General features: G+C 66.1%; 12 protein-coding genes. 9 read left to right on the top strand and 3 right to left on the bottom strand.

Annotation, left to right across the window (positions count from 1 at the left end; all coding sequences use genetic code 11):
• Positions 1-170 precede the first annotated feature (170 nt).
• From O6Y00_RS10390 to O6Y00_RS10380, 3 genes are all read left to right on the top strand, one after another.
• Positions 171-2,942 carry a TonB-dependent receptor gene (locus tag O6Y00_RS10390; RefSeq protein WP_353442510.1) on the top strand — a complete coding sequence of 924 codons (2,772 nt, stop codon included), beginning with the start codon at positions 171-173 and terminating at the stop codon, positions 2,940-2,942.
• Positions 2,943-3,042: 100 nt separating this feature from the next.
• Positions 3,043-6,306: a glycoside hydrolase family 2 TIM barrel-domain containing protein gene (locus O6Y00_RS10385; RefSeq protein WP_353442508.1), complete on the top strand. Its 3,264-nt coding sequence runs from the start codon at positions 3,043-3,045 to the stop codon at positions 6,304-6,306.
• A 388-nt stretch (positions 6,307-6,694) separates the two neighbouring features.
• The gene (locus O6Y00_RS10380) at positions 6,695-7,510 is read left to right on the top strand and encodes a glycoside hydrolase family 16 protein (protein ID WP_353442507.1); all 816 of its coding nucleotides are present in this window, start codon (positions 6,695-6,697) and stop codon (positions 7,508-7,510) included.
• 9 nt (positions 7,511-7,519) lie between these two features.
• Here the strand turns inward: O6Y00_RS10380 and O6Y00_RS10375 are convergent, their stop codons facing one another.
• Positions 7,520-8,740, bottom strand: coding sequence for an MFS transporter (locus O6Y00_RS10375; protein WP_353442506.1), 1,221 nt, complete (start codon positions 8,738-8,740; stop codon positions 7,520-7,522).
• Between the two features lie 356 nt (positions 8,741-9,096).
• Positions 9,097-11,346 (bottom strand): beta-glucosidase, encoded by a 2,250-nt coding sequence (locus O6Y00_RS10370; protein ID WP_353442505.1) that lies wholly within the window; start codon positions 11,344-11,346, stop codon positions 9,097-9,099.
• A 202-nt stretch (positions 11,347-11,548) separates the two neighbouring features.
• Here O6Y00_RS10370 and O6Y00_RS10365 point away from each other — a divergent pair, with 202 nt between their 5' ends.
• The 6 genes from O6Y00_RS10365 to O6Y00_RS10340 all read left to right on the top strand — a co-directional run bounded on the left by O6Y00_RS10365 (position 11,549) and on the right by O6Y00_RS10340 (position 20,730).
• On the top strand, positions 11,549-14,596 hold the full coding sequence (locus O6Y00_RS10365; RefSeq protein WP_353442504.1) for a TonB-dependent receptor: 3,048 nt from the start codon (positions 11,549-11,551) through the stop codon (positions 14,594-14,596).
• Between the two features lie 230 nt (positions 14,597-14,826).
• Complete coding sequence (locus O6Y00_RS10360; protein WP_353442503.1) at positions 14,827-16,407, top strand: tryptophan halogenase family protein; 1,581 nt, start codon at positions 14,827-14,829, stop codon at positions 16,405-16,407.
• The gene (locus O6Y00_RS10355) at positions 16,407-17,129 is read left to right on the top strand and encodes a SapC family protein (protein WP_353442502.1); all 723 of its coding nucleotides are present in this window, start codon (positions 16,407-16,409) and stop codon (positions 17,127-17,129) included. The genes O6Y00_RS10360 and O6Y00_RS10355 overlap by 1 nt, the downstream gene beginning before the upstream one ends.
• The gene (locus O6Y00_RS10350) at positions 17,122-18,153 is read left to right on the top strand and encodes a cupin-like domain-containing protein (protein WP_353442501.1); all 1,032 of its coding nucleotides are present in this window, start codon (positions 17,122-17,124) and stop codon (positions 18,151-18,153) included. Before O6Y00_RS10355 ends, O6Y00_RS10350 begins: the two co-directional genes overlap by 8 nt.
• Positions 18,150-19,664, top strand: coding sequence for a tryptophan halogenase family protein (locus tag O6Y00_RS10345; RefSeq protein ID WP_353442500.1), 1,515 nt, complete (start codon positions 18,150-18,152; stop codon positions 19,662-19,664). Before O6Y00_RS10350 ends, O6Y00_RS10345 begins: the two co-directional genes overlap by 4 nt.
• 10 nt (positions 19,665-19,674) lie before the next feature.
• Positions 19,675-20,730: a LacI family DNA-binding transcriptional regulator gene (locus tag O6Y00_RS10340; RefSeq protein ID WP_353442499.1), complete on the top strand. Its 1,056-nt coding sequence runs from the start codon at positions 19,675-19,677 to the stop codon at positions 20,728-20,730.
• Between the two features lie 511 nt (positions 20,731-21,241).
• Here O6Y00_RS10340 and O6Y00_RS10335 read toward each other — a convergent pair.
• Positions 21,242-24,148 carry a TonB-dependent receptor plug domain-containing protein gene (locus O6Y00_RS10335; protein ID WP_353442498.1) on the bottom strand — a complete coding sequence of 969 codons (2,907 nt, stop codon included), beginning with the start codon at positions 24,146-24,148 and terminating at the stop codon, positions 21,242-21,244.
• Positions 24,149-24,159: the final 11 nt, after the last annotated feature.

Here is a 24,159-nt window from a genome sequence, read left to right as displayed (position 1 = left end):
TATTTTTTATGATGCTATTTATAAGATAATACCGTAGCAAACGATTGAACCAGCCCGATCGAGGCTGGTCGACAACGGCATACAGAGGGAGAGCGATGATGACCAAACCGGGGCGCGTAAAATCTAGGCATCTTTATACGGCATGTGGGCTCGCGAGCGCCCTCGGGGCCATGATCGCAGCCGTTCCGGCGATGGCGCAGACGGTGCCGGCGACCAGCGACCAGGCCGCAGCGAATCAGTCCACGACGCTGCCCGACCAGACCGGCGCCGAGGCCAGCCAGACCGACATCGTCGTCACCGGCATCCGTCGCAGCATCGAGTCGTCGGCCGCGCAGAAGCGCGACGCAGCCGGTATCCTGGATGCGATCTCGTCCGAGGATCTCGGCAAGTTCCCCGACGCCAACGTCGCCGAATCGCTCCAGCGCATTCCGGGCGTGGCGATCGATCGCAGCAACGGCGAAGGCCAGTCGGTCACGGTCCGCGGTCTCGGCCCGAACTTCAACACCGTGCTGTTCAACGGTCGCAGCTTCGCCTCCGACAACTATAACCGGTCGTTCTCGTTCGATCTTCTCCCCGCCGAACTGATCAGCGGCGCGCAGGTGTACAAGAGCTCGCAGGCTCCCTTGCAGAGCGGTGGCATCGGCGCGACGATCAACCTGCAGACACCCAAGCCACTGGCGCTGAAGGGCTTCAAGGGCGTCTTCACCGGCAAGGCGAACTACGAGAAGAACAGCGACAAGTTCACGCCGCAGTTGTTCGGCCTGCTCAGCGACACGTTCGCGGACGGCAAGCTCGGCCTGCTCGGCTCGGTGTCGTACCAGCGTCGCAAGGCGGCGGTGACGTCGATCACCACCGACGGCTATATCCCGAACACGACGGTCGGACCGACCAACGCGCCGCTGTTCACCAACGTCTACGCGCCGCGCAACCAGAATGTCGGCACCACCACCGACGACCGCACCCGCCTCGGCGCGACGCTGGTGGCGCAGTATGCGCCGAGCGACGAGCTGACCTTCACCGTCGACGGCCTGTTCAACCGCTTCAAGAGCGACAGCCAGACGCATGCGCTCGGCAGCTGGTTCGAACCATCGAGCTACACCGCCGCGGCGATCGACGGCAATCGCTCGATCACTGCGCTCACGACCAACGGCAACGCCGATTTCATCTCGTCCGGGGCGGTCCGCGAGACCAAGACCTACGAAGCCGGCTTCAACGCCGAATGGCGGCCCAACGACCAGGTCCACATGGTGTTCGACGCCACGTGGTCGCGCGCGAAGAACGCGGGCGGTGGCAAGAGCTATTTCGCGGTGATCGGCACCCCGACCAGCTATTCCTTCACGGCTGCAGGCGACGACGATGTTCCGTCGACCTTCGGCTACAATGCCGGCGCGCTGACCGACCCGTCGCGCGGCAAGACGCACATCGCCGGGATCAATGGCAACGACGTCACCGAGAAGGTGACCGAATATCGCTGGAACACCGACTGGAAGCCAGGCTGGGGGATCATCGATACGATCCGCTTCGGCCTGAACCGCACTTCGCGCGACAAGAGCAACGTGCCGATCACCTCCGACCCGAACGTCGGCTGCGTCTATTGCGGCTATTCGACATCGGCGGACGCGTCGCTGCTCAGTCCGTACACGTTGAATTCGCTCGGTGCGAGCAGCGGCTCCGTACCCACGCAGTTCCTCACGTTCGACGCCACGAAATATTTTGCGTTCCTGAACAGCGCGTCCGCCGCTGCGGCGCTGGACCGGGCGCGCAACCAGCCGGTGGGCACGACCGCCGCGCTGTTTGCAGCCAGCAACGGCTATGCCGTGTCGCGTCAGCCGTCCAACCGCGTCAAGGAAGTGGTGTATGCGAGCTACGCGGACGTCGACCTCGACGGCGACGTCGCGGGGTTGCCGTGGTTCATCAACGCAGGTGCGCGCTACGAATACACCGAACTGGTATCAGGTGGTCAGCAGCTCCTGCTGACCGATCTTTTGCCGGTGCCTGGCGATCCGACCATCTACAACGGCGTGTATGCCAACAACCGCGTCGGCGTCTCCGTCAACAGCCGGTCGAGCTACAGTAATTTCCTGCCGAACCTGAACGCCAAGCTTAGCTTCACGCCGAAATTGCAGCTTCGTCTGGCGGCGTACAAGACGCTCACCCGTCCGGCGATCGGCGATCTCGCGCCGAGCCTGAGCTACGACACGCTGCGCCCCGCCACGCTGACCGCGAGCGGCGGCAACCCGGCGCTGAAACCCTACCGTGCGACGAACTACGACGCGTCGCTCGAATGGTATCCGACCCGGACGACGACGCTGTCGGCGGCGGTCTTCCACAAGACCATCGACGACTTCATCGTCCAGAGCTTCGGCGAGGAACTGTTCCCGATCGCCAATGCCGGCAACATTCCGGTCGGCGGCCTGATCGTCGGCGCGAACACCGCGAAGTTCAGCGTCCGCCGGCCACGCAACGCGCAGTCGCTCAAGGTGAAGGGTCTGGAGCTCAACCTGGTGCACACGTTCGACTGGCTGCCGGGCGTGCTCAGCGGCTTCGGCGTCCAGGCGAACGCGACCTTCGTGAAGACCAACCGCGAGTTCGACATCACGCAGGTCGGCACGTCGTTCGCCGCGGAAGGGATCGGCAATTCGCAGAACGCCACGGTGTTCTACGAGAAATACGGCATCTCGGCCCGCATGGCCTATAACCGTCGCGAACGCTTCCTGCAGACGCTGGCGGGCGGCCCCGGCAACGAGCCGGTGTTCGTTCGCAACTATGGCCAGTTCGACGGCAGCGTCGCGGTCAACGTGACGCCGTTCGCGCAGGTCTTCCTGGAGGGTACGAACCTGTTCAACGCGAAATACATCACGACCGGACGGTTCGACAATCAGATCCTGACGTACCAGAATTTCGGACCGCGCTACGACGCGGGGGTACGCTTCTCCTTCTGATACCCGGCGCGATACTTGGGCGTGGGCGGGATCCGGTGACGATCCTGCCCGCGCCAGATACACTCGGCGTGCAAGCGACTGACAAGGACCAGATCTCGGCATGAAAAAATTCGGTTTCTTAGGTGGCGTCGCGATCGTCGCGCTTGGCAATATCGCCTCGATCGGCGCCGCATGGGCGCAGGCCGCCGCCCCGGCCCCCGCCGAGCTTCCCGGCGCCCGTCCCCCGAGGGTGCAGCCGGTGCAGGTCGATCCGACCCGGCCCGACTGGGAAAACCCCGCCGTGTTCGCGCGTGGCAAGATGCCCGCCCGCGCTACCGGTTTTCCGTTCGAGACGCGCGCTGCCGCGATTGCCGGGGATCGCACGAAGTCGGCGCGGTTCCAGTCGCTCAACGGAGCCTGGCAGTTCCAGTTCTCGCCGAGTTCGGAGGCGGTCCCGACCGGGTTCGAGCGGCGCGACTACGACGCCTCCGCGTGGAAGAGCATCAAGGTTCCCGCCGACTGGCAGACCGAAGGCTATGACCAGCCTCGCTACAACAACATCGTCTATCCCTTCCCCGCCAACCGCCCGCTGATCCCCCACGCGACCAACCCGGTCGGCTCGTACCGCCGCGACGTAACGATCGCGCCGGGCTGGCAGGGTCAGGACGTCATTCTCCACATCGGTGCGGCAGGCTCCGCCTATCAGGTCTGGGTGAACGGCCAGTCGGTCGGCTATTCGGAAGATTCCAAGCTGCCGAGCGAGTTCGACGTCACGCGCTATCTGACGCCGGGCAAGAACACGATCGCGATCCAGGTCCATCGCTGGTCCGACGGCAGCTATCTCGAGGACCAGGATTTCTGGCGCGTCTCGGGGATCGAGCGCGAGGTCTTCCTGATGGCCGCGCCACGCACCCGCGTACGCGACACCTTCGTTCACGCCGGGCTGTCCGACGACTATCGCGACGGCGTGCTCGGTCTCGATCTCGCGGTGACGCCGGGCGCCGCGACCAGTGCGCGCTATGCGTTGTTGGACGGCGAGCGCCAGGTGATCGAGGGCCGCGTCGCGGTGCCCGCCGGCAAGGATGAGCGTACCGTCATGCTGGCCGGACGTGTGCCGGGCGTGAAGCCCTGGACCGCGGAAACGCCCAATCTCTACCGGCTGGTCGTCGAGCTGACCGATGCCAAGGGCAAGGTCATCCAGTCGACCGCGCAGTCGATCGGCTTCCGCACGGTGGCGATCAAGAACGGGCTCGTCAGCGTCAACGGCAAGCCGATCACCATCCGCGGCGTCAACCGCCACGAGCATGATCCGGAAACCTTCCACGTCGTCAGCCACGAATCGATGGAGCGTGACATCAGGCTGATGAAGGGCGCCAACATCAACGCGCTGCGCACCTCGCACTATCCGAACGATCCGTACATCTACGAGCTCGCCGACCGCTACGGTCTCTATGTGATGGACGAGGCGGATATCGAGAGCCACGCGTATATGGAGCAGGGCAATAATCACCCTGAATCGCGCGCGAAATTCCAGGTCGGCTTCGATCCGGCATGGAAGGACGCGCATGTCAGCCGCGTCGTCAACATGGTCGAGCGCGACAAGAACCACCCGTCGATCATCTTCTGGTCGCTTGGTAACGAGGCGGGCATCGGTCCCAATTTCGAGGCTGCCGCGGCGGCTGCGAAGGCGCGCGACCCGAACCGGCTGATCAGCTATCTCGGCTGGGGTACGTTCGACGGCGTCACCGACCATCGGCCCAATTACTATGCCGATATCTATGCGCCGATGTACGATCCGGTCGTCAAGCTGGAGGATTACGCGACCAACTGGAACTTCAAGCAGCCGATGATCCAGTGCGAATATGCGCACATGATGGGCAATTCGGGCGGCAACCTGAAGGAATATTGGGACACGATCTACGCCCACCCGAACAAGCTGCAGGGCGGGTTCGTGTGGGACTGGGTCGACCAGTCGATGTATCGCTACACCAAGGACGGCAAGCGCTATTGGGGCGATGGCGGCGAATACGGTCCGAACCCTGGTGGCGACATCGAGTTCGGCGACGGCCTGCTCCAGTCCGACCGCACGCCGAACCCCGCCTTCTACGAACTACGGAAAGTGTATGCGCCGGTCCAGTTCGACGGCTTCGACGCCGCGACCGGCAAGGTGACGGTGCGCAACCGGCATGATTTCCGCGACCTGTCGGGCTTCGACTTCGACTGGACGGTGGAAGAGAACGGCATCGCGGTCGCATCGGGCAAGCTGCCCGGGTTGACCACCGCGGCGCGGACCGCGGAGACGATCACGCTGCCGATCGCGGCAGTGCCGCGGAAACCCGGGGCGGAGTATTTCGTCACGGTGAAGGTCCACGCCAAGGATGGTTCGGTGCCGCTGGTGGCGGGCGGTACGGTGCTCGGGTTCGAACAGTTCGCGCTAGCCCCCGGCGCGGCGACCGTGCCGGCTGCCGATGCGAACGATGTCGCGGTGCGCCAGACGGGCGGTAGCCTGACGCTGGCCGCGAGCGGCGCGTCGCTCGACATCGATCGCAAGACCGGCTTGATCACCGGCTATCGCAAGGACGGTCGCGTTCTGGCGACGGGCGGCCAGCCGCATTTCTGGCGCGCTGTGACCGACAACGACCTCGGCATCGGCACCGCCAAGCAGTTGGCGATGTGGAAGACGATGAGCGACACCCGCAAGGTCCGCTCGATCGTCGCGGATCGCGGCGCGATCGTCGTCGGCTATGATCTGGGCGATGGTACCGCGTCGTTCGAGACGCGCTACACGATGGCGGCGGATGGCTCGGTCGGGATCGCGGGCCGCTTCACGCCGATCAAGCAGGACCTGCCAGGGCCATTCCGCATCGGCATGGCGTTCGCGATGCCGACCGAGATGAAGACGGTCGAATGGTATGGGCGTGGCCCGCACGAGAGCTATGTCGATCGGAAAACCTCGGCGCCGATCGGCCTGTGGCGCGGCGCGATCGCGGAACAGAACCACGACTATATCCGCCCGCAGGAGACCGGCAACAAGGTCGACGTACGCTGGATGGAACTGTCGGGTGCGGCGGGCGGCGTTCGCGTCCAGGGCGACCGGCCGCTGATGATGAACGCGCTGGCGTTCCCCTATGCAGATCTCGATCGCAAGACGCCGGGCAGCTGGAAGTCGAGTGACGTCGTGCCGCACGGCCAGGTCACATTGCTGGTCGACGCCGCGCAGTGGGGCGTCGGCGGCGATACCGAGTGGAGCGAAGTCGGCAAGCCCCTCCCCGCCTACCGCATCCCGCTCGCACCGACCGCCGTGACGTTCCGCCTGACGCCGTTCGCCGGCGAAGGAACGAACCCGAATCTGGCTCGGCCCGCCACCGCGGTAACGGGAGAATGACGCATCAGGACGGCTGCCTTGGCAGGTCGTAACACGCGGTTGGATCCTCACGGGTAGCCGGATTTCGTGCGATCTACTGCGCAAGCGGACGTTGCCCCGGCCCGACCAAGTCCGGGCAACGGACATCCCAATCGCACGCGAGTCCGTCTAGCTCGTGGCCATCATCGCCGTTTGGCAAGCTTTGGAGTTTCACCCGGCGCATGCTGACGTGGATGGTCTCGATCTCGCGCGGTGACGAATCTGCATCGAGGCGCCAGCCCGCTTGGCAACAAAGTCGAGGCGATGCACTGTATGTTCGCCTACCTGGTGGACGATGCAGCGCAGGCCGCCCCACCGGGCGTCGTTCGCCAGACAGTGCCACGCTATTCATGCCGAAAAGGGCTGGTCGATGATCCTGCTGATACTTGCGGCGCAAGCTGCCACCTTGGGCGCGACCAATTATAGCGCCAGCGGGCCGATGCCCGCGCCATCGGGCAAACCGAGCTTCGCGGACGAATTCGACGGCAAGGTGATCGATACCGCGAAATGGCGCTTCGACGTGTCGCGCAACGCCGCGGGCTGGTACAATCACGAGCGACAATATTACGCGAAGGATCGTCCGGAGAACGCGCGGATCGAGGACGGATCGCTGGTGATCGAGGCGCGCCGGGAAACGCTCGACAAGACGCGGTTCGCCGACTGGGGCGGCCAAGCCTATACGTCGGCCAAGCTGGTGTCGCGCGAACCACGCGGCTACGGCTATTACGAGGTCCGCGCGAAACTGCCGTGCGGGCGCGGCAGCTGGCCGGCGATCTGGCTGTTGCCGACCGGCGGCAAATGGCCCGACGAGGGCGAGATCGACATCATGGAGATGGTCGGCTGGGACCCGAATATCGTCCACGCCACGCTCCACACCGAAGCGTTCAACCACACCAGGGGGACGCAACGCGGTGCGCAGACCAAGATCGCCACCGCTTGCACCGCGTATCACCGCTATCAGCTCGACTGGCGCGCCGATGCGATCACGATCGGCATCGATGGCCGCGCGATCATGCGCGTCGCCAACGACCAGCCCGGCGGCAAGGCGGCCTGGCCGTTCACCCGCCCCTACGAGCTGATCCTCAATCTCGCGGTCGGTGGCGATTGGGGCGGGCAGAAGGGCATCGACGATGCCGCCTTCCCGCAGCGCATGGCGGTCGATTACGTCCGCTACTGGCGTCGCTGATACGGCTGGCTAACGCCGTCGACGCGCCGCGAGGATGGTGAGCCCGCCGCACAATGTCAGCGCGGCGAGCACCAGCATCACCGCATCATAGTCGGTCGGCGTGGCGAGCGCCCACGTCAGCGTCGGCCCGAGCAGCGCCGGCAGCGTATTGGTGAGGTTGAGCAGTCCCAGGTCGCGACCGCGGTGACGGGAGTCGGGCAGCAACTGCATCGCGAACCCGGCATGCAGCGCGAGGAACACCGATTCACCGGTCGCATAGACGCAGAACGCCGCCGCGCCGCTGGTGAAGTCGTCCGCGAACGCCATCCCGACCAGCCCCGCCGCCGCGACCAGCGCCGCCGCGAACAGGAACGGCTTGATGCGCCCGGACCGATCCGCGAGCCGACCGACCAGCACCGCGATCGGCAGCGGCAGCGTGTAGGCGACGATCATCACCATCCCCATCCGCGCCGCGATCGTCGCCGGCGGGATCGAGGGGGCGACGCTCTCGAGATAATAGAGGAGATAGACGAACAGCGCGCTGCCCGCGACCTGCACGAACAGCCGCGCCACCCAGGCCAGCATCAGGTCGTGACGCGAAACCGCAGCGCGCTCCGGTTCATGGCCCCGATCGGCGATCGGGCGCGCGCGCGTCAGCAGCAGGGGGATCGTGCAACCGGCCACCACCGTCAGCACGACCGCCAGCCGCGTGACATCTCCAAGCGAGGCGGCCCCGACCAGGATCGCCGCCACCGTCGAGGCGACCGGGTTCGCCATCGCCAGCAATCCCCCCGCGACGCCCTTCTGCGTGTCGGGCACCTCGTCCGCCATCATCGCCAGCATCGGCGCGAGCACCGCGTTGACCGCGACCTGGAAGCCGATCACCGACAGGATCAGCGCGGTGGGGGTCGCGGCGACGGCGATCGCGCCATACGCCACCGCCGTACCGACGACCCCGCCGGCAAGCCAGCCACGCCGCCCGCCGCCGCGCGTGTGCGATCGGTCGCTGAGATAGCCGAACAGGACATTGGACAGGCTCGCCGCCACCGCACCGCCGATCGCGATCGCGGTCAGGACATCGAGCCGACGCAGCCCCGCGACGGCCTGTACCTTGATCGGCAGCAACAGAGTCAGGAGCGGGAGATAGGCGACGACCCCGCCGACATAGGCCAGCGCGAAGATCAGCAGGAACCCGGTCGAGCGAAGATCGGGGTTCGGCGCGGTGTGGGGGGAAGCAGGAAGGCGCGCCATCGCCGTCTTCCTAAGCCGCTCGCGCTGGGGGAGGCAATCGCGCTCGCTCTCATTCCCGCCTGTCGCGCCGAATACGGCGGCGGCGATCATCGCCACTGTTTCTTGTTCTCCCGCGACGGCGGGAGCCCAGTCTGGGTCCCCGCCGTCGCGGGGAAACAAGTTTTCCGTGCACTTCCGACCGATCGCGTCGACGCCCCCCCCGTCCGCAACGTCTTCTCCCCTCCCTGGAAGGGAGGGGTCGGGGGTGGGTCGGGTTCCGTATCATGGAACGTGCACGGCACAGGCGGCCTACCCACCCCCAGCCCCGCCCTTTCAGGGAGGGGGGAAGAAGAAGGCCCGAGGCTCTCCACTGGCCGCTATGGCTTCATCGTCGCCGCCTCGAGCGTCGCCGTCTTCACCAGCGTCCGATCCTGTGCATTGTGCGCCAGCGCCACGAGGTACGCGCCGCCAGCGATCCGCCAGCCCGGCAGGCTCGTATCATAGTCGGCGACGATTCGCGGCTCCGCGGTCAACGTCACGCGCCGCGTTTCGCCGGGCTTCAGCGTGATCCGCGAGAAACCCGCCAGTCGCATCGGCATACCCGCGCCGTCCCGCGTGACGTACATCTGCGGGACGTCCGCCCCTGCCCGCCTGCCCGTGTTGACGATGTCGAACGTCACGTTGAGCGATCGGCCGCCGGTCACGACCGCGTTGCGGTAGGCGAAGCTGGTGTAGCTCAGCCCATGGCCGAACGCGAACAGCGGCCGCTGGCGCTGCTTCTCGTACCAGCGATAGCCGACGTTAGCGCCCTCGACATACTCGACAGGGAAGCTCTCCAGCTGGAAGGTCGATGCGTTCGCCGGGTTGGCCGCTGCCTGTGCTTCGACGGACGTCAGGCGGTCCAGCCCGACCGGCGCCGCGCGCGGGGCCTGCGATGCCGCCGCCGGGAAGGTGATCGGCAGGCGTCCCGAGGGCGTAACCCTGCCGGTCAGGATGTTCGCGATCGCCGCGCCGCCGCGCTGGCCGGGATACCACGCTTGGAGCACCGCCGGGACCGAGCCGATCCACGGCATCAGCACCGGCCCGCCGGTTTCGAGCACCGCGACCGTCCTCGGCTGAGCGTTGGCGACCGCGGCGATCAGCGCATCCTGATTGTCGGGCAGCGCCAAGGTGGCGACGTCCTGCGCCTCGGTCGTCCACTGCGTCGCGAAGACGATCGCGAGATCCACGGCCCGCGCCGCCGCCGCCGCGGCCGCGACGTCCTTGCCGTCGACGAACGTGACGCGCGCGGCGGGCAACGCAGCCTGGAGCGCCTTCAACGGCGACGATGCGTGATAGGTATAGCGCGCGAACGACATCGCCGCGCCCGACGCCAGTGGGATCTCGATCGGGGCGCCGCCGACCGAGCGGACCTGGCTCGATCCGCCACCCGACAGGACGCCGACGTCGGCCCGGCCGCCGATCACCACGATCCGCCTGGCGGTCACGGCCATCGGCAACAGGTCGCCGTCGTTCTTGAGCAACACGATGCCCGCCTCCGCCGCGCGCTGTGCGACTTCGGCGTGCGTGGCGTACGGCGGCGTCTGCGCGACCGTCGGCACCGGCGTGTCATAGGCGCCGGTCTCGATCAGCCCGGTCAGATAGCGCACGATCATGTCGTCGAGCCGCGCGATCGGCACCGTCCCCTTCGCAATCGCATCCTTGAGCGGACCGGCGAAATACATCGCCTTGTCGAGCTCCTGCCCCGATTGCTGATCGAGCCCGGCGTTGGCCGCCTTCACGGTCGAATGCACCGCGCCCCAGTCGCTCATCACCCAGCCGCGATAGCCCCAGTCGCGCTTGAGCACGTCGGTCAGCAGATGCCTGTTCTCGCACGCCCAGTCGCCGTTGACCTTGTTGTAGGCGCACATCACCGAGCCGGGCCGGCCCTTCTCGATCGCGATCTGGAAGGCGAGCAGGTCGCTCATCCGCAGGCTCGCCTCGTCGATCCGCGCGTCGACCACCATCCGCCCGGTTTCCTGCGCATTTAGCGCGAGATGCTTCACCGTCGACACGATGTGGTTCGACTGCACGCCGGCGATATGTGCGCCCGCCATCTCGCCCGCGAGCAGCGGATCCTCGCCGAGATACTCGAAGTTGCGCCCGTTCCACGGGTCGCGCGTCAGGTTCACCCCGCCCGCCAGCAGCACGTTGAAGCGCTTGGCGCGCGCCTCCGCACCGATCATCGTCCCGCCCGCGCGCGCGATCCCGACGTCGAAGCTCGCCGCGGTCGCCAGGCTCGACGGAAGCGCGGTGGCGACGTCACCCCTGCGTTGCTCGACCTGGTTGGCGACGCCGAGCGAGGCGTCGCTCTCGCGCACCAGCGGCACGCCGAGACGCGGGATGCCGTCGATATGCCCCGCCGACGGGATCAGCTCGTTCGCGGTCTTGCCCGCCGCCATCGGTGGGAACAGCCCGTGCGCGAGCGCGATCTTCTCGTCGAGCGTCATCCGCGCGACGATCGCCGCGGCGCGGGCGCGCGGATCGGTTTTCGCGGCCGATGAAGTAACAACCTCGCGCGCGGTCGCCGGTGTCACCATCACCATCAACGATGCGCTCATCAGTGCGGTGCGAAAACTCTTCGTCATCTTTAAGGTCCTCCCGAGGTTCGGCAGCGCTCTACGGCGGCAGTCCGTGACGGCGTGTTGCGCCATTGCCACTATCAACAGCATAATTTGAGAACGTTCACAACTGTAGCGCTACCGTGCTTGACACATTGTGAGAGACAGAGAATGTGAACGTTCACGGGGAAGGCGCAGCTCATAGCGTCGGCTACAGGGGAGAAATATCATGCGTCGCTTTACAGCTCGCTCGCTTTCGCGTTTCGTCATCGGCACTTCGGCGCTGGCTCTCGTCGGTTTGCCCGGTATCGCCATGGCGCAGGACGCCGCTGCCACAGTTGGCAATCCCGGACCGTCGGACATCTCGCCACAGGCCACCCCCACCGATCCGAACGCGACCACCGACGATATCGTCGTGACCGGCATCCGCGCCTCGCTGCGCGAGGCGATCGACATCAAGCGCAACGGCCAGGGCGTGGTCGACGCGATCTCGTCCGAGGACATCGGCAAGTTCCCCGACACCAACCTCGCCGAATCGCTCCAGCGCATCACCGGCGTGTCGATCGACCGCTCGAACGGCGAAGGCTCGACCGTCACCGTCCGCGGCTTCGGCCCCGAATACAACCTCGTCACGCTCAACGGTCGCCAGATGCCGACCTCGACGCTCGGCGACGGCGCCAGCGCGCCCGCCTCGCGTTCGTTCGACTTCGCCAACCTCGCCTCCGAAGGCGTCGCCGCGGTCGAGGTCTACAAGACCGGCCGCGCCGCAGTGCCCTCGGGTGGGATCGGCTCGTCGATCAACATCCGCACCCCGCGCCCGCTCGACAAACCAGGCACGCGCGGTAGCATCGCTGCCAAGGGCGTGCTCGACAGCTCGCGCAACGGCAAGGACCAGATCACGCCGGAAGTGTCGGGCATCCTGTCGACGACCTTCGCTGACGACCGGATCGGCATCCTGTTCAGCGGCGCGTACCAACGCCGCAAGGCCAGCAACAACTCGGCCAGCGTCGGCTTCCGCGACGGCTTCCTCGGCGCCGAGAACAACTGGGGTACGCTGGCGCAGCCGGGGACGCCGGGCGCCGCGAACATCACCAATCGCCCTGGCCCGACCGATGTCTACGAGATCCCGCAGAGTGCCGCCTACGACGTGATCGACATCGACCGCGAGCGCATCAACGGCCAGCTCGTGTTGCAGGCCAAGCCGACCGATACGCTGACCGCGACGGTCGACTTCACCTATTCGAGCAACAAGGTCGAGGTGCGCGACAGCAGCGTCGGCATCTGGTTCAACTTCGGCGACACGCGCAGCGCGTGGACCAATGGTCCGGCGGCGGGCCCGGTCTTCTATTCGGAGAATTTCGCGCCCGGCAAGGATCTGTCGTACAGCAGTTCGCTGACCGCGAACAAGTCCGAGAACAAGTCGCTCGGCGGCAACCTGACCTGGGAAGCACCGGGCAACGTCACGATGTCGCTCGACGCGCATCACTCGACCGCGGTGTCGAAGCCGACCAACGATTACGGCAGCAGCACGTCGATCGGTGGTGCGATCTTCGGCGTCCAGTCGCAGACGATCAATTTCGAGAAGGACCTGCCGGTCATCTCGTACCAGATGTATCCGGGGATCGATCCGCTCAACGCATCGCTGATCACGCCGACGGGCAACGCGTTCCGCAACGCGTATTTCAAGGACGAGATCAACCAATTGCAGCTGAAGGGTCATTACGACCACGACGACGGCTTCCTCGACAGCATCGACTGGGGATTCTCGTACGTCGATAACAAGGTGCGCTCGGCTTACGGCTTCATCCAGAACGAGACCTGGGGCGGCATCGATCCGCGCGGCGCATCGTTCGGCGCGGCGGCGGTGCCCGACGATTTCTTCACGCTCACCAGCCTGCCGGACAAGTTCAACGGCGTCGCCGGTTCGAACGACGCTTCGCTGCCGCCATCGATCTATACCTTCAAGTTCGAGCAGATGGCCGAACTGCTGCGCTCGAAGTATAATATCTGCAGCGCGCCGCAGACGGGTGTAGCGACGCCGGGCACGTGCCTCGCAAATTACACCAACGATCGCCGCGTTCGCGAGCAGACGATATCGCCATACATCCAGTTCAACACCAAATTCTCGGTGTTCGACATGGCTGCGCACATCATCGGCGGGGTTCGCTATGACGAGACGCAGGTGAACTCATCGGCCCTGGTGCCGATCCCGAACGGGACGCGCTGGACCGGCGCCAACGAATTCGCCCTCACCTACGGGGCCAATTCCTTCACCTCGCTGAAGGGCCGGTATCACAACTGGTTGCCCGCGATCGATTTCGACATCGAACCGGTCCGCAACGTCAAGTTGCGCGCGTCGTACAGCCATACCATCACGCGCGCGGATTACGGCAGCCTGCAGGGCGGCCTGAACATCGATTCCAACCCGCGGATCGGCGGCGGCACCGGCAGCCAGGGCAATCCGAACCTTCTCCCCTTCAAATCGAAGAACGTCGATCTGTCGGCGGAATGGTATTATGGTCCCGAAAGCTACATTTCGGTCGGCTATTTCACTAAGGACGTGGAGAACTTCATCGGCACGAACCAGCTGAACACGCCTGCGTTCAACCTGCGCAACCCAGGCTCAGGCCCGCGCTATCGCCAGGCGGTGGCGGCGCTGGGAACGACGGACAACCTGCGCGTACGCGATTATATCCTGCGCAACTTCCCAGCCTCGTCGCAGATCACGGGCACGAGCGATGCCGGCTTGCTGAACGGCAACATCTTCGGTCTGCCCGAGGACGATCTGTTCAACTTCCAGCTGAGCCAGCCGTTCAACAGCGATCAGACGGCCAACATCAACGGCTGGGAATTCGCGATCCAGCACCGGCTGTGGGAAACCGGGTTCGGCGTCATCCTGAACTACACGATCGTCAACGGCGACGCGAAATACGACAACACGATCGATCCCAACATCGGCCAGTTCGCGCTGACCGGGCTTAGCGACAGCGCCAACGCGGTCGCCTATTACGACAAGAACGGCATCCAGGCGCGCGTCGCGTATAACTGGCGCGGCGAGTTCTACGCCGGCGGTGCGTTCGATCCGACTTATGTCGAGGCGTATGGCCAGGTCGATGCGAGCGCGAGTGCGGAGCTGAAAAAGGGGCTGGCAGTGTTCGTGGAGGCGATTAACCTCACCGGTCAGGGCCGCCGCGGGCACCGTCGGTCGGACAATTTCGTGACCTTCGCACAGCCCGGTTACGCGCGATACTCGGCGGGGTTGCGCTTTACCTTCTGAGGCGGACCCGCTCGATCCTCCCCTGCCAGGGGGGGGTGGCTGGCACCTGCCAGACGGAGGGGGAGGAAGGGTAACCGCTGTTTCGTGTCCTCCCCCTCTGTCGCCTACGGCGCCACCTCCCCCTGGCAGGGGAGGATTATAGAGACCGCAGTAACTGGGAAAAGATGGCGTTGCCGGCGATGGCAGGGCAAGTCGGGACGCACTCGAACGTGGGAAACAGGCAGCGGACGATGGCCAAGGATACCGGCCCCGAAGCAACGAGCGACCACCCGATCACGAACATCGTGGTCGTCGGCGGCGGTACGGCCGGCTGGCTCGCCGCATGCCTGATTGCCGCGCGCGCCGATCGCGGTGCGCAACGGCCGCTCTCCGTTACCCTCGTCGAATCCCCCGATGTCGCGACGATCGGGGTGGGCGAAGGCACCTGGCCGACGATGCGCCGGACGCTCGAACGCATCGGCATCACCGAGGCCGACTTCCTCCTGGCCTGCGATGCCGCGTTCAAGCAGGGTTCCCGGTTCGACGGCTGGCGCACCGGTGCGCCCGACGACAGCTATCTCCACCCCTTCACCGCGCCGATCGAAGGCGATCCGCGTGACGTCGTCGCGGCCTGGGCAGAACACGGCGACCGGTTCGCCGATGCCGTCGGCGCGCAGGCCGAACTCTGCCGCCAGAACCTCGCACCGCGCCAACGGGTGATGCCTGATTTTGCCGGTACGCAGAACTACGCGTACCATCTCGACGCGGGGAAACTCGCCGCGCTGCTCATGCGCCATGCGACCGACCGGCTGGGCGTCCGCCATGTCCGCGATCACGTCGTCGGGATCGATGCGACCGAGGACGGCGAGATCGCGGCGGTGCGTATGCGCGCGTCGAGCGCAATCGCCGGCGACCTGTTCCTCGACTGCACGGGCCACGCCGCGCTGCTGATCGAGCGGCATTACGGCGTCGCGACGGTCGATCGCGGCGGCGAGCTGTTCAACGATCGCGCGCTCGCGGTGCAGCTGCCGGTCGCGCCCGACAGCGCGATCGCCTCGCAGACCAACGCCACCGCGCACACAGCGGGATGGATCTGGGACATCGGCCTGCCGACCCGGCGCGGCATCGGCTGTGTCTATTCGTCCGCGCATCTGAGCGACGATGCGGCGGCGGACACGCTGACCCGCTATCTGCGCGCCACCGCGCCCGACGCGGCCACGCCGTCGTTCCGCCAGCTCCGGTTCCGATCGCGCCACCGCGACCGCTTCTGGCACCGCAACTGCCTCGCGGTCGGGCTGTCGGCCGGCTTCCTCGAACCGCTCGAGGCGTCGGCGATCGTGCTGATCGAATTGTCGCTCGACGCGCTGCTCGACAATTTCCCTACCACGCGCGGCACGATGGCGATCCACGCCGACCGCTTCAACACGCTGTTCCGCTATCGCTGGGACCGGATCGTCGAGTTCCTGAAGCTGCATTACGTGCTCAGCACGCGTGACGAGCCCTATTGGCGCGATCACCGAGATCCGGCGTCGATCCCGCCGCGGCTTGCCGAGCTGCTCCAGCTCTGGCGCCACCAGCCGCCGTCGCGCGCCGATTTCCCGATGATCGACGAGATATTCCCCGCCGCCAGCTATCAGTACGTGTTGTACGGCATGGGCTTCCCCGCTCCCCCGCGCGGGCCGATCGTTACGGCGGATCGATCGCGCACGAACAGCTTGCTGGGGCAGGTCGATCAGCGCAGGCGTATGCTGGCCGCTGGCCTGCCAACCAACCGCGCCTATCTCGATGCCCTGCGGCATGCGACCCTGCCCGCCATGGAACCGATCTCCTGATGCCCGACCACGCCATCCTGACCGCCGACGACCACCGCGACCTGCGGATCCGCACCGACCGCGCGCCCGAACTGGGCGACGCGATCATGGCGTGCCTCACCGTCCCGAGCGAGTTCCGTCGCGTCCAGACCGACTATCCGATCCTGTTCCAGCGCGATCAGGCGCAGGGCACCGTCACCGCCGTCGCGCTGTTCGGATTCGAGGACGGCGAAAACCTGTTCCTCGCCGATGGCCGTTGGGACGCGCGCTATCGCCCGCTCGCGATCGACAGCCAGCCCTTCCTCGTCGGCCGCGGCGCCGATGGCTCGGACGTGCGCCAGGTCCATATCGACATGGCCAGCCCACGGGTCGCTGCGGACGGCGGCGAAGGCATGCGCGTGTTCGACGATACCGGCCGCCCGACGCCGTATCTCGAGCGGATCGCCGACCAGCTGCGCGCGCTCGACACCGACTATGTCGCCTCGGCCGACTTCTTCGCGGCGTTGCAGCGCTACGACCTGCTCGAACCGCTGACGCTAGACGTGACGCTCGACGACGGCGCGAAGAACCGGCTGGTCGGCTTCCACGGCATCGACGAGGATCGGCTGATCGCGCTCGACGACGCCGCGGTCGCCGACCTGCACGCCGGTGGCCATCTGATGCCGATCTTCATGGCGCTCGCCTCGCTCGGCAATATCGGCGCGTTGATCGCGCGCAAGAATCGCCGGATCGCGCATGGCTGAGGCCCGGCCCGGCATCTTCGCGCAGATGGCAGAGGTTCGCGAGATCGCGGTCGACGGTTCCGCCGACCTCGACCGCCGTCTGCGCGAGGCGACGACTCCGTTCATCGTGCGCGGGCTCATCGCCGACTGGCCGATGGTGCAGGCCGGTCGCCAATCGTCACGGGCGGCGCGCGAGTTTATCCAGCGCCACGCGCGCGACCTGCCCTTCGCGGTCTCGGTCGGCACGCCCGACAGCCGCGGTCGGCTGTTCTACGACGACACGCACGCCATGAACTTCCAGATGCTGCGGGCAAGATTGCCCGAGATCTTCGCGCGGATCGACGCCAACGAAGGTGCCGCCGACGCGCACGCGATCTATCTCGCGTCGATCGACCTGCACCAGTTCTTCACCGGGCTGCACGAGGCGAATCATGTCGATCTCGGCGAACGGACGCCGCTCGCCAGCATCTGGATGGGCACGCGCACGCGGATCGCGGCGCATAACGACGTGCCCGACAATCTCGCCTGCGTCGCGGTCGGTCGGCGGCGCTTCACGGTCTTCCCGCGCGACCAGTTCCGCAATCTCTACCTCGGCCCGGTCGACAACACGCCCGCCGGCCGCGCGGTCAGCATGGTCGATTTCCACGATCCGGATTACGCCGCGCACCCGCGGTTCCGCGAGGCGCTGGAGCATGCGCAGGTCGCCGAGCTAGAGGCGGGCGACGCGCTCTACATTCCGGCGATGTGGTGGCATCATGTCGAAGGGTTGTCCGACTTCAACGTGTTGGTAAATTACTGGTGGCGCGAGAGCCCGCGCTGGCTCGGCCAGCCGCAGGACGCGCTCAACCACGCGATGCTGGCGATCCGCGATCTGCCCGCCGACGAGAAGCAGCATTGGCGCGACATGTTCGACCATTACGTGTTCACCAATGGCCCCGAGGTCGTCGAGCACATCCCAGAAACCGCACGCGGCGTGCTCGCGCCGTTGACCCCCGACAGCGCGGGTCGCCTCCGTGCCTTCCTCCTGAGAGCGCTCAGCCGATGACCGAACACCCAATGCGTCGTGTCGTGATCGCCGGCGGCGGCACCGCCGGCTGGATGGCCGCCGCCGCGATCGCGCGCACGATGGGCAGCAGGATCGACCTCACGCTGGTCGAATCCGACGCGATCGGCACGGTCGGCGTCGGGGAATCGACGATCCCGCCGATGATCACCTTCAACCGCCTGCTCGGGATCAACGAAGCCGAGTTCATGCGCGAGACGCAGGCGACGTTCAAACTCGGCATCCTGTTCGACGACTGGAAAGTCCGCGGCGAAAGCTATTTCCACTCGTTCGGGATCACCGGCAAGGATCACTGGTCCGCCGGCTTCCAGCATTTCTGGCTGCACGGCCTGACCAAGGGTCATGACCAGCCTTACGACGATTACTGCCTGGAGTTGCGCGCGGCGTTGCAGGGCAAGTTCGCGCATCTGCCCGACGAGCGGATGAGTTATGCGTATCAGCTCGATTCGACGCGCTACGCGAAATATCTGCGTGGGATGGCCGAAGCCGACGGCACGCGCCGCCTCGAAGGCAAGATCGCGCAGGTCGAACTGAACGGCGAAAGCGGCGACATTGCCGCGCTGGTGCTCGAATCCGGCGCGCGGATCGAAGGCGACCTGTTCCTCGACTGCACCGGCTTTCGCGCGCTGCTGATCGAGGGCGCGCTGCACGCCGGGTTCGACGACTGGACGCATTACCTGCCCTGCGATTCCGCAATCGCGATCCAGACCGAGAGCGTCCGCCCGGCGCTCCCCTATACCCGCGCTATGGCGCATGATGCGGGCTGGCAGTGGCGCATTCCGCTCCAGCATCGCACCGGCAACGGCCTGGTCTTTTGCAGCCGCTATCTCGACCGCGACGCCGCGCTCGACCGGCTGCTCGGCAATATCGAGGGCAAGACGCTCACCGAGCCGAACGTCATCCGCTTCGTCACGGGCGCGCGACGCCAGCAATGGCATCGCAACTGCATCGCGATCGGGCTGTCGGGCGGGTTCATGGAGCCACTGGAATCGACCAGCATCCACCTGATCCAGCGCGCAGTACTGCGGCTGTTGCGGCTGTTCCCGTCTGGCGCGGTCAGCCCCCGCGACGTCGCCGAGTTCAACGACCAGCAGCATACCGACATGCTGCAGATCCGCGATTTCTTGATCCTGCACTACAAGGCGACCGCCCGCCGCGACAGCGCGTTCTGGCGGCACTGCGCGGCGATGCCGATCCCGGAGTCGCTCGAACAGAAGATCGAGCTGTTCCGCGAGACCGGCCGCGTGTTCCGCAAGAACGAGGAACTGTTCGCGGAAAACAGCTGGGTGCAGGTGATGCTCGGTCAGGGGATCGTGCCGCAAAGCTATCACCCGATCGCGACCAAGCTGCGCGACGAGGAGCTGGCACGGCTACTCGGGGGCCTGCGCGAGAATACCAACGCGACCGTCGCCGGGCTGCCCGAGCATGCCGCCTATGTCGCGCGCTATTGCGCCACCGCCCGTCCCGCTACTCCCCACTCCGCCGCGGGCTGAGTCCACGAGGATGGCAAGGCGGCGTCAGGCGGTAACGATCAAGCATGTCGCGGCGGATGCGGGCGTTTCGCTCCAGACCGTCAGCCGCGTGGTGAACAAGGAGTCGGGCGTCCGGCCCGGGATGATGGCCCGCGTCCAGGCGTCGATCGACAAGCTTGGCTACGTCCCGTCGATCGCGGCGCAGCGCATGGGGGGCTCGCGCTCGTACCTGATCCTGGCGCTCAACGACCGCGAGCGGACCATCGCCGACTGGCGCGCGCGACAGGGTACCGACTGGTTCGACCAGATGATGCTGGGCGGCATGCTGACCTGCGCCGAGCACGGCTATCGGCTGATCGTCGAGCTGGTCGACACGCATAGCGACCATATCGAGCGCGAACTGCTGGCGGCGATCGCGGCGCTGCAACCCGATGGCGTGATCCTGACGCCGCCGCATTCGGGCAATCCGCTGATCATCAACCTGCTCGAGGCGCAGGGCATCAGCTTCGCGCGGATCGGCTCGCTGACCGAGGGGCCCGGCATCCGGCTGATCATGGACGACACGCGCGCCGCGGCGATCGCCACCGAACATCTCGTCGAGCTCGGTCACACACGGATCGGCTTCATCGCCGGCCCTGCCGAGTATGAACTGAGCACGTGGCGGGTCGAGGGCTGGCGTGCGGCGATGGCCGCGGCGGCGCTGGCGGCGGACGATCTGCTCGCGGTCGGCGATTTCAGCCACGCCTCGGGCCGCGCCGCCGCAGCGCATCTGTTGGCACTGCGCGACCCGCCGACCGCGATCATCGCGAGCAACGATCAGATGACGCTGGCGACGCTCGAACTGGCGCGCGAACGCGGCCTCGTGGTGCCGGACGACCTGTCGCTGGTCAGCTTCGACGACACCCCGATCATTCGCCTGGCGCATCCGCCACTGACTGCCATCAGCCAGCCGATCGCCGAAGTCACCGCGCAAGCGGTCAATCTCATCATCGCCGATCGCTCAAGCGGACCCGCGATCACCATGCCGGTGACGGTACTCGCGTCGTTGATGATCCGCCATTCTACAGGCCGCGCACGCCGCCTGTAAGTCGACAAGCCGTAATCGGCCGGGACGTGCTTGTGCGACCACCAGCCCTGCGTGGAATGACGGTCGCTAGCGGCCCGTGTCACTGGAAACCGGGCGCGCTGCTTTCTTCAGTACGACCTGCTCAGATCGGTGCGGGCGTGCAGCTTCGGGTTCGTGCAGCCCGTTCGACACGCTCGGGACGGGCTTTGCCACGATAGACAAGAGGCCCGAGGCCATCTTTGCTACCCGCCCGCTCGATGTCGCGTGAGGTGTCTCAAGACAAGCCGCTTCCGACCGTCTTCCAAGGCCCGCGTTTCCCAGGTGCGTCGCATCAGCGCAGCTCGATACAGTTCGAGAAGACGATAGCACTCGACGTCTGCCTACCATCACTTGTGCAATACGGCTCAACCCTCGCCATCTGCTCGTTGGTCAACCACTCAAGGTCGCTCGTCACCGGCTTCCTTGCGGAGCTCGAATCAGATCACGATGCTCAGATCAATGGGTCCTCACCACAGGATCGACGTAGGTGCCTTCAGTACCGGACCTTCGCCCCTGCGTAGAAGTATCGACCGACCGGCGAGATCGGTATGTTGGTCTCGAACCCGATGTCGGGCTTCTGGTCGGCGAGGTTGTTGACGCCGCCGTAGAACGAGAAGCGCTCGTCGACCGCGACCTCGGCCTGCACGTCGTGCTGCCACAGTTCCTTGTACCGGAAATAGCGCGGGTCGACGAGGGTCGGGTTCGCATCGGTATCGGCCTTCGCGAAACGGCGGACACCGTCCTGCCAGCGCAGATTGTAGCTCAGGGTCAGCGCCCCCGCGGTCCAGCTCGGCGAGAAGGTGAAGGTATATTTCGGACGGAAGGGCTGGTCGACATTGTCCTCGGTAGTGGCGCCGGGCGTGGCGACCTGTTCGAGCTTGTCGAGATAGCCGCCTACCAACCGGATATCGAACGCCCCCATTCGCGCCGTCCGGAAACGATAGGCGATGTTGAGTTCGGCGCCGGCGGTCCGGAACGCCGCGACGTTCTGCGGCTGGACGACATAGCCGTTGATGAACCCGGTGCCGCGCTCGCGACTGATCGCGTTGCAATAGGCGTTGTCGAGCGTCGGCTGGTCGACGCACAACAACGCGATCGTGTTCGCATCGGGCGTGTTGATCGCGTCGCGCAACCGGATGTCGTACCAGTCGAGCCCGATCGAAAGCCCCGAGATCGGCCGCACCACGACGCCCGCCGTCCAGGTGCGGGCGACTTCGGCGCGCAGGTCCGGATTGCCCTGCTGCGTGCCGGGGATGAAGATCGTCGCGTTCGGGTTGTTCTGCGCGGTGAAATTGGCGGGATTGCCCCCTGCCCCGGTGATCAGCGTCTGGCAGTTCGCGGTGCGGAACTGCGTGCCGAGCGTGCGGTTGCCGAGGTAGCAGGGATCGGAGAAGAAATTGCTGCTGCCGGTCTGTGGGCGGAAGATCTCGCCGATGTTGGGCGCGCGGACCGAGCGACCGTAGGAGCCCCGGAAGCTGATCTCGCGGATCGGCGCGTAGATGCCGTTGAACTGGTAGGCGCGGGTCGAGCCGACCGTCGAATAATCCGAATAGCGTCCGGCGGCACCGACCGAGAGCAGGCTGGCGAACGGCACGTCCTTCAGGATCGGCGCGTTGAGCTCGCCGAACGCTTCCCAGACATCGAAATGGCCGCTCGACGGGGTCGGCAGGATGTATTCGTCATACTGGTAGAATGCGTTGTCGGTGATTGCCTGCGCGGGGCGAAAGCTGCTCGACTCGCGGCGATATTCGCCACCGACCGCGAACGCGATCGGGCCGCCGGGCAGCGTGAAAAACTGCCCGAAGTCGCCGTTCAGCGAGGCGTTGGCGACGTGCTGCGTCAGGCGCGCGTCACTCGCCGGGTTGCTCAGGAAGTAGCCGAACGACGCCGGGTCCACGGTGTTGCCGCCGAACGTGTTGACCGGGACGCAACCGGCGGCGCGGGCATCGGCCGAGCGACAGACGACCGTTCCCCCCGGCCCGCGCACCGCATCGAGCGCGTTCAGGAAGCGATCGTTGAGGCGGTCGTTGAGCTTGGTCGCGCGGACGTCGGTCTGGCCGTAGGTATAGGACACATCGTAGCTGGCATGCTCGAAGATGCGACCGGTGACGTCGACGACGCCGCGATAGGTGCGGCGGCGGTCTTCCTCGCCCCGGCGCGGGATGTCGAAATTGTTGCGATTGACGTCGACCGAGCCGAGCCCGGCCGCGGTCGCCGCGGCGAGGATGCTTGCCGGAATGTAGGGATTGTCGAGCGCAATGGTCGCGGGATAATTGCCGCCATAGCCGCCGAAGCTTGTCACGGTCGACTGGACGAACTTGCCTTCCAGACTGATCTTGAACGCGTCCGACGCGTCGTAATGCGTCAACGCGTTGACCGCGTGGCGGCGGGTGCGCGGAAAGATGTCGCCGATATATCCCGCGACCGGCGTGTCGTCGCCGCCCACGGAATAGCTGTCGTTCTGCAGGAAACGGCCGGGCGTATAGACCGCGCCGTCACCGCGGAATGTCTGGTCGCCGATATACACGATGCCCTGGTTCGAGCTGTACGGATAACGAAGGTCGCGCACTGGTCCGATTTTGTAGCTGCCCGCGCGCGTCGGGTCGTAGCCGTCGAGATTTACAAAATACTGGCGCTCGCCCTGGGCGAGATACCGGCGGTCGTCGTTCGCGAGCGGCTGGTCGGCATTATACTCGTAGGCGAGCGTCAGGTTGCCGCGGCCATCGGCGAAGTTGCGGCCTGCAATCAGCGAGGCGAAGCGGTTGGCGGCATCGCCGCGCTCGGAGATGCCGAACTGGCTGCGCGCTGCCACGCCGTCGAAATCGCGCTTCAGGACGAAGTTGACGACCCCCGATACGCCATCCGCGCCGTACACTGCGGAGGCGGCGCCGGTGAGCACGTCCACCCGCTCGATCAGGTCGGTCGGGATCGCGTTGATGTCGACCGCCGCGGTGTCGGGCTGGCCCGCGACATGGCGGCGGCCATTGACGAGCACCAGCGTCCGGTTCGGCCCGAGACCGCGCAGGTCGAGCAAATTGAGGCCGACCTGCCCGAAGCTGCCGTCGGCCTGGGAATTGCCGGCTGTCCGCGTGCTGTCGCGCGAGTTCGTCAGCGCCGGCACCCGCTGGAGGAAGGTCGTGACGTTGGTGTTGCCCGACTTCTGGAGGTCGGCCGCGCTGAACGAGACGATCGGGTTGGGCGCTTCGTAATCCGGGCGTGCGATGCGTGAGCCGGTGACGACGATCTCGCTTGCGGGGTCCGGGGCTGGATCAGCGGCGGCGGGCGCGGGCGTATCGGTGGTCGGCGTATTGGTCGTCGGGGGGGCAACCTGCGCTTGTACAGACGTCGCGGCAAGCAGCGCGACGCCGGACAGCAGATGACGGCGGCGAAGGATACGCATGACTTCTCTCC

It is taken from the genome of Sphingomonas faeni (genome assembly GCF_040407565.1).
GTDB classification, from domain to species: domain Bacteria; phylum Pseudomonadota; class Alphaproteobacteria; order Sphingomonadales; family Sphingomonadaceae; genus Sphingomonas; species Sphingomonas faeni_F.
This window is presented reverse-complemented; position numbering and strand designations above follow the sequence as displayed.

What these genes read in the sequence shown, in the direction of transcription:
- O6Y00_RS10390 (WP_353442510.1), top strand. Translation starts at nt 171, where the DNA reads ATGATCGCAGCCGTTCCGGCGATGGCGCAGACGGTGCCGGCGACCAGC.
- O6Y00_RS10385 (WP_353442508.1), top strand. Translation starts at nt 3,043, where the DNA reads ATGAAAAAATTCGGTTTCTTAGGTGGCGTCGCGATCGTCGCGCTTGGC.
- O6Y00_RS10380 (WP_353442507.1), top strand. Translation starts at nt 6,695, where the DNA reads ATGATCCTGCTGATACTTGCGGCGCAAGCTGCCACCTTGGGCGCGACC.
- O6Y00_RS10375 (WP_353442506.1), bottom strand. Translation starts at nt 8,740, where the DNA reads ATGGCGCGCCTTCCTGCTTCCCCCCACACCGCGCCGAACCCCGATCTT.
- O6Y00_RS10370 (WP_353442505.1), bottom strand. Translation starts at nt 11,346, where the DNA reads ATGACGAAGAGTTTTCGCACCGCACTGATGAGCGCATCGTTGATGGTG.
- O6Y00_RS10365 (WP_353442504.1), top strand. Translation starts at nt 11,549, where the DNA reads ATGCGTCGCTTTACAGCTCGCTCGCTTTCGCGTTTCGTCATCGGCACT.
- O6Y00_RS10360 (WP_353442503.1), top strand. Translation starts at nt 14,827, where the DNA reads ATGGCCAAGGATACCGGCCCCGAAGCAACGAGCGACCACCCGATCACG.
- O6Y00_RS10355 (WP_353442502.1), top strand. Translation starts at nt 16,407, where the DNA reads ATGCCCGACCACGCCATCCTGACCGCCGACGACCACCGCGACCTGCGG.
- O6Y00_RS10350 (WP_353442501.1), top strand. Translation starts at nt 17,122, where the DNA reads ATGGCTGAGGCCCGGCCCGGCATCTTCGCGCAGATGGCAGAGGTTCGC.
- O6Y00_RS10345 (WP_353442500.1), top strand. Translation starts at nt 18,150, where the DNA reads ATGACCGAACACCCAATGCGTCGTGTCGTGATCGCCGGCGGCGGCACC.
- O6Y00_RS10340 (WP_353442499.1), top strand. Translation starts at nt 19,675, where the DNA reads ATGGCAAGGCGGCGTCAGGCGGTAACGATCAAGCATGTCGCGGCGGAT.
- O6Y00_RS10335 (WP_353442498.1), bottom strand. Translation starts at nt 24,148, where the DNA reads ATGCGTATCCTTCGCCGCCGTCATCTGCTGTCCGGCGTCGCGCTGCTT.